Below are 6,529 nucleotides of genomic sequence, written 5' to 3'. Positions count from 1 at the left end.
TCCCACAAACAATTGATCGGCATTGCCCAAATGTCTCTGTCTATGGGTAAAATTTCTTGACCGGTGTATAAAATTACACCGCGCTTAAATTTGGCCGCGGCGATTTTTTTTAATTCCCGCAGGCCTTTGGCATCGCTGTTGCTTACCGCGCCAGCGGATTTTACTTCCAGGCCGATAATGTCTCCGTTGGTTTTTTCCAGCACAAAATCCACTTCTTTGTGGTCGGCGGTGCGAAAATGCCATAAACTAACGTTCAGGCCGGTGGAAATTTGTTTGAGTAATTCTGTGGCTGCGAAGTTTTCTAAAACGTGGCCAAAAGCCGCGGGATCATTGGCCAGCGTGTTTAGCTCTCGTTTCATTAAATAAACCAGCAGATTGGTATCCGTGAAATAAAGTTTTGGCGCTTTGACAAAACGTTTGCTGAATTTGGCAAGCGGAGTCCAGGGTTTGACTTCAAGAATCAAAAAAGTATTGAGTAGGCTGGATTTGTATTTCTCATAAGTTTTAAGGTCCAAACCAGTGTCCATAGCGACAGAACTGTTGTTGAGCAATCCGCCCGCGCGCGCGGCCAGAACGGACAGTAAGATCAGTATTTTGTCCGGATGGCGAATGTCGGCCAGCGCTTGGACATCGCGCTGGATCAGCAGGTTTAGATAATCGTCCAGCCAGCGCTGGCGATCTAGTTTTTTTTGCAAAGCGAGTTCCGGATAAGTGGCCTTTTTGATAATGTCCGCAATTTTTGCTGCGGTGTATTTTTTGTAGACCGGGCGGGCGGCAAATAACTGTTCTACAAAATTATAGTCTGTCTGAAAATATTCCGCCGCGGAAAAAGGCAGCAGTTTTAAGACGGACATCCGTCCCACCAGATTTTCCGCCAGCCGCGGCAAGGCCAATAGATTGGCTGAGCCGGTGAGCAAAAATAAGCCGGTGGATTTATTTTTGGCGCGGCTTCGGTCAACGGCAATCTTCAAATAGGGGAATAATTCCGGACAGAGCTGTATTTCATCCAGCACATTCAGCCTATCCTGCGGTAGCGAATTTAAGAAGGCCGCGGGATTGTTTTTAACATTGGCTAAGACGAGCGGCGCGTCAAAAGACAAATAGTTGATCGGCCGGCCGGCCGAGATATGACTGGCCAGTGTAGACTTGCCGGTCTGGCGGGGGCCGTTCAAATAAATCAGCGGTCGTGTTTTCAGGGTTTTTTCCAGAGTAGCCGTTAAAAATCGCCGAAAGTAAGCCATAAGCTCTCCTATAAATTCTGGTATTACGATACCAGATTTTCTAGTATTATGATACCATATTTTCGTAGTATGTAAAACAGAGTAAATTTTGGCCTGCCCCGTTAGGTATCGCAGCCAACCGATTTTTAAGATAGGTTTTTCTCCGGTTATTTGCTAAAATTATCTCATGTCCGAATACGAGGAACTCCAGACAGAATGTCTGAAATGCACGGCCTGCGGTTTGGCGGAGGCGCGCAAGCAGGTGGTTTTCGGCGTTGGTCCCGCGCCGTGCGATCTGATGTTCATCGGCGAGGCGCCGGGAGCGGACGAGGACGAGCAGGGCATCCCTTTTGTCGGGCGCGCCGGACAGCTCCTGACCAAAATGCTGGCGGCGGTCGGCATCAACCGTGACACTGACGCTTACATCGCCAATATTTGCAAATGCCGTCCGCCCGGCAACCGCAATCCCGAGAGAGAGGAAGCCAATGCCTGTATGCACTGGCTCAAAGACCAGATCCGTCTGGTGCGGCCAAAAATTATTGTGCTGGTCGGCGCGGTGGCTATGAAAAATATGCTGGGCGAGGAAATGCCCGGCATCACCAGAGCGCGCGGCAAATGGGTGACTTGCGAGGGCGTGGACGCGCTGATCATTTTTCATCCATCGTATCTGCTGCGCAACGCCTCGTCGGAAGTCGGCAGTCCCAAATGGCAGACCTGGCAGGATCTCAAAGCGGTCAAATCCGCGCTGGAATTTAAAAAACTGGAAAATAAAATATGAACAAGAAAGTTCAAGAACAAATAGAGATAGTAAAAAAAATTATCGTTGAGACTGTGCCTGTGAAGCAGATATATTTATTCGGTTCCTATGTTTATGGTACTCCGCGCGAAAATTCTGATCTGGATTTCTATGTGGTAATGAAAGACGACGCGCCGTACCGGCAATTGGAAGCCAAGCGTTTAATTGGCGCTGCTTTATGGGATAAGAAAACTTTGCCGATAGATATATTGCTTAATACCAACACGCGCTTTCAATATCGGAAATCAGCGCATACCATCGAGCGAAAAGTTGCCGAAAAAGGGATTGTTATCTATGGATGATTTGTTGTTGTCTCTAGAATGGCTGCGTTTTGCTGAAATGGATTTAAGCAGCGCTGAATTTCTGTTGCGGCACAGGCCTTTGCCCAAAGAAATAATTTGTTTTCATTGTCAGCAGTCCGTAGAAAAATTATTAAAAGGCATTTTGATTATCAATAATACGGAGGCTCCAAGGACGCATGATTTAAGAGAATTATTTTCGCAAATTAAAGATTTTGTGCCAAATAATAATTTGATAAAATCGGCCTGTATTGAGTTAGACCAATATAGTGTTCAGCCGAGGCATCCTGAGGAGATCCATATTACAGAGGAAGATGTGCATAGCGCAGTCAAACAAGCCAAGAAGGTTTTAGAATTTCTGAAGTCATTGTTTCCTGATGCATAAGCGCAGCGCCAGCGCGAAAAATAACTGCGCAACTTATCCACACGCTACATAAAACGGCCTTTTAATGTTAAAATTTTGGCAGCATGAATTTTCAACAAATGATCTTGCGTTTGCATGAGTACTGGACGGCCAAAGGCTGCCTGATGCTCCAGCCTTACGATATAGAAAAAGGCGCTGGCACAATGAACCCCGCGACGTTTCTGCGCGTGCTGGGGCCGGAGCCGTGGAATGTCGCTTACGTGGAGCCGTCCCGCCGCCCGACCGATGGGCGCTACGGCGAAAATCCCAACCGCTTGCAGCATTATTTTCAGTATCAGGTGATCCTCAAGCCTTCGCCGCTGGAAGCGCAGGATCTGTATCTCGACAGTCTGCGCGCGATCGGCATTGTGCCGGAGGAGCACGACATTCGTTTTGTCGAGGACAACTGGGAGTCGCCGACGCTCGGCGCGTGGGGCGTGGGCTGGGAAGTTTGGCTGGACGGCATGGAGATCACGCAGTTTACTTATTTTCAGCAATGCGGCGGTTTGGATCTCCAGCCGGTCGCGGTGGAATTAACTTACGGTCTGGAACGGCTGGCGATGTTTATTCAGGGCAAGGATTCCGTGTATCAGGTGGAATGGGCGGCCGGCGTGCTTTACGGCGACGTCTATCTGCAAAACGAGCGCGAGCAGTCCAGGTACAATTTTGAAGTTTCGGACACGGCGATGCTTTTGCAGATTTTCAATCTGGCCGAAAAAGAAGCCGCGCGCTGCCTGGCCAATAAGATCGTCCTACCAGCCTACGATCAAACGCTAAAATGCTCGCATACTTTTAATCTGCTGGACGCGCACGGCGCGATCTCGGTGACGGAACGCACCGGTTACATTGGTCGTATTCGTGATCTGGCCAGAGAGTGCGCGCAAATGTATGTCGCGGAGCGGGAACGTTTGGGTTTTCCGCTGCTGAGAAGAAAATAGAGGAAGGTTTATGGCGGACTTTTTATTAGAAATAGGCACAGAGGAAATTCCCGCCAGATTTGTGCGGGAAATGCTGAATAATCTGGATAAAGTTTTCCGCAAACTTTTGCAGGATAATATTTTGAGTTTCGACAAATTGTCCGTTTACGGTACGGATAGACGTCTGGCTGTTTTGCTCGAAGGTTTAGCTGAACGTCAGGCTGACCGCCGCCTGGAATTAAAAGGCCCGCCGGTCAAAGCCGCCTATGCGGACGGTCAGCTCACTCCGGCTGGCGCGGGGTTTTTAAAGAAAAATAATTTGAACGAAAAGGACATTCAGAAAAAAGATTTCGGCGGCGTCGCTTATCTCTATGCGGCGCAGGATAAAAAAGGCCGCGCGGCTGAGGAGATTTTGCGGGAGTTTTTGTCCGGCGCTTTGTACACCACGGTGCATTTGCCGATCGCCATGCGCTGGGGCGATTTGTCCGTGCAGTTTATCCGGCCGATCCATTGGTTTGTCGCGCTGCTGAATGAGCGGGTCATTGATTTTGAGTATGCCGGCATTCGTTCCGGACGCCTCTCGCGCGGCCACCGGTTTTTTTCTAATCAGGAAATAGAGATCAAAAGGCCGGGCGATTATTTGGCCGCGCTGGAGAAACATAAAGTTTACGCCGATCCGCAAACGCGCCGCGCTATGATCACCGCGCAGATCAAACAGATCGAAGCCGAGCATAAACTGCGGGCGGCGCTGGACGAACAGGTTTTAAATGAAGTGACATTTATTAACGAATGTCCGGCGGCGGCGCTGGCGGAGATCGACGCAAAATATTTGTCCGTGCCGCAGGAATGTCTGATCACGACCATGCAGAAAAATCAAAAATATTTTCCGCTGCTCGACGCGCGAGGGCGGCTGACCAAATATTTTATTCTGATCTCTAATAACGTAAACGAAAAGTCGCTGGCCAATATTCTCAGCGGCAATGTCAGAGTTGTGACCGCGCGGCTGGAGGATGCTAAATTTTTTTACGAGGAAGACCTAAAAACACCGCTGGAAAAAATGCTCGAGGGTTTAAAAAAAGTTACTTATCAGGAAAAAATCGGCACGATCTATCAAAAAATCGAACGGATCGTTGCGCTGACGGAATATTTGGCGGATAAATTAAAACTTACTCCGGCGCAGAAAAAATTGGCGTCTCGCGCGGCCTGGCTGGCTAAAGCGGATCTAAATTCCAAAATGGTTTACGAATTTCCCGAACTGCAGGGCGTTATGGGGCGTTATTACGCGGCGGCGGCTGGAGAAGCGCCGGAAGTTGCGGCGGCTGTTTTTGCACACTGGCAGCCGCGTTATGCCGGCGAGGATGTCCGCGGCGTTTCCCTGATCTCCGTTGCGGTAGCCGTCGCGGATAAACTGGATTCGGTAGTTTCCTGTTTTGCCGCGGGATTGCTGCCGACCAGTTCGGCCGATCCTTACGCTTTGCGCCGCGCCGCGCAGGGCGTGGTGACGCTGATCCAGACGCTAAAACTGGATGTCGATTTACCGGCGCTGATCGCGCAGGCTTTGGATTTGTTGAAAGCTAAAAAAGATCTGCAAAAAGACATTTTAAAATTTTTTAAATTGCGCCTGAAAAATGTTTTGCAGGAAATGCGCTATGCTTATGACGTTATTGAGGCGGCGCTGGCGGTGGACTGTGAAGATATTTTCCAGACCATTGCCAATGCCGCGCTGGTGGCTGAGCGGAAAAAAGACCGCAAATTTATCGAAGCGGCTGTGCGCGTCAATAATATTGCGGCGCAGCGGGCGGACGGTTTGGCCGTGGCGCAAGAAAGCCTGCTGCAAAAACCGGAAGCCAAAACTTTGCTGGATCTGCTGCGCCGGAAAGCCGCGGCGCCGGAATTCGTCGCGCCGATCGAGAGATTTTTTGCGAAAATTTTAGTGATGGATAAAGACGAAAAACAAAAAAACGCCTATCTGTCTTTGTTGAAAGAAATTGACCGCCTGTTTAAACAGACAGCGGATTATACTAAAATAGTACTGTAAGGAGGCTTTATGGCCATAGTCGAAAAATTAAATGAAGAAATCAAAACAGCGATGAAAGAAAAAAATCAGCGGCGGCTTGCGGTGGCGCGTATGCTCAAAGCCAGGATACTCGATGTCAACGCGCGCGGCGAGATCAGCGAGGCGGAGAGCCAGAAACTTTTTCGCGGTTACGCCAGGACTTTGGCCGAGGCTATCGAGCTGGCTAAAAAGGCCGGCAAAAATGAGATCGCTGCTGAAACAGAAGCGGAGCTGGCGATAGTGCGGGAGTTTCTGCCGCCGGAATTAACCGCCGAACAGATCGTAGCGGCGGCGCAGGCTACGATCGGCGAATTGGGCAAAGACAAAAGCAAATTCGGCCTGTTAATGAAGACCACGCTGGGCAAACTCGGTGGTCAAGCCGACGGCGCGGCGGTCAGAGATATTTTGAATAAACTGCTGGTTTAGAAATCGAGCAAATCCCGCGCTTTGATATTCAGCGTGTCGCAAATTTTAATTAACTGCAAGAGCGAAATATTCGCGGTGCCTTTGATCATCCGGTAGTAATAATAAATGCTGATGCCGGCTGTAAAAGCCAGACTTTCTTTGGTGGCAAATCCTTTTCTTATTCTGAATTTTTCGATGCGCTGGCCTAGCCGCTTTAGTTTGGGATCTAGCACTGCCCAATAACGTTCTTTTGGCGTTTTTTCCATAGCGTTCCATTCCTACTCTAGCGAGTAACCTTTGCTTGACATCTTACAGAGTGGTGGTAAGATATTAACCTACTCAATTGAGTAGGTTAATTAGTTGTCTAAGAAATAACTGTAAACATATTGGTAGTTACTTAAAAAGGGGGTGTGTTTATGGCACGTTACAAATA

Annotated in this window: 8 protein-coding genes; 6 read left to right on the top strand and 2 right to left on the bottom strand. The window is 49.0% G+C overall.

Features of this window, described 5'->3' with window-relative positions; all coding sequences use genetic code 11:
- Positions 1-1,241: ATP-binding protein (locus LBJ25_04555; protein MDR1453225.1), on the bottom strand; the 1,241-nt coding region annotated here is incomplete at its 3' end.
- Positions 1,242-1,407: 166 nt separating this feature from the next.
- On the opposite strand from LBJ25_04555, the gene LBJ25_04550 reads away from it, so the two are divergent.
- The 6 genes from LBJ25_04550 (at position 1,408) to LBJ25_04525 (ending at position 6,117) form a co-directional block, all read left to right on the top strand.
- Complete coding sequence (locus LBJ25_04550) at positions 1,408-1,998, top strand: uracil-DNA glycosylase (protein ID MDR1453224.1); 591 nt, start codon at positions 1,408-1,410, stop codon at positions 1,996-1,998.
- Complete coding sequence (locus LBJ25_04545; protein MDR1453223.1) at positions 1,995-2,318, top strand: nucleotidyltransferase domain-containing protein; 324 nt, start codon at positions 1,995-1,997, stop codon at positions 2,316-2,318. The genes LBJ25_04550 and LBJ25_04545 overlap by 4 nt, the downstream gene beginning before the upstream one ends.
- Entirely contained in the window at positions 2,311-2,700 is a 390-nt protein-coding gene (locus LBJ25_04540; protein MDR1453222.1) for a HEPN domain-containing protein, read from the top strand. The genes LBJ25_04545 and LBJ25_04540 overlap by 8 nt, the downstream gene beginning before the upstream one ends.
- An 83-nt stretch (positions 2,701-2,783) precedes the next feature.
- Complete coding sequence (gene glyQ, locus LBJ25_04535) at positions 2,784-3,656, top strand: glycine--tRNA ligase subunit alpha (GenBank protein ID MDR1453221.1); 873 nt, start codon at positions 2,784-2,786, stop codon at positions 3,654-3,656.
- Positions 3,657-3,666: 10 nt separating this feature from the next.
- Positions 3,667-5,673: a glycine--tRNA ligase subunit beta gene (gene glyS, locus LBJ25_04530; protein ID MDR1453220.1), complete on the top strand. Its 2,007-nt coding sequence runs from the start codon at positions 3,667-3,669 to the stop codon at positions 5,671-5,673.
- Positions 5,674-5,682: 9 nt separating this feature from the next.
- On the top strand, positions 5,683-6,117 hold the full coding sequence (locus LBJ25_04525) for a GatB/YqeY domain-containing protein (protein MDR1453219.1): 435 nt from the start codon (positions 5,683-5,685) through the stop codon (positions 6,115-6,117).
- Here LBJ25_04525 and LBJ25_04520 read toward each other — a convergent pair.
- The gene (locus LBJ25_04520; GenBank protein ID MDR1453218.1) at positions 6,114-6,362 is read right to left on the bottom strand and encodes a helix-turn-helix domain-containing protein; all 249 of its coding nucleotides are present in this window, start codon (positions 6,360-6,362) and stop codon (positions 6,114-6,116) included. The two genes, LBJ25_04525 and LBJ25_04520, sit on opposite strands and share 4 nt — an antisense overlap.
- Between the last annotated feature and the right edge of the window lie 167 nt (positions 6,363-6,529).

The sequence above is a fragment of the Candidatus Margulisiibacteriota bacterium genome (assembly GCA_031268855.1).
In the GTDB taxonomy this organism is placed as follows: domain Bacteria; phylum Margulisbacteria; class Termititenacia; order Termititenacales; family Termititenacaceae; genus Termititenax.
The sequence above is the reverse complement of the archived record's forward strand: the minus strand, read 5'-3'. Positions and strand labels throughout refer to the sequence as shown.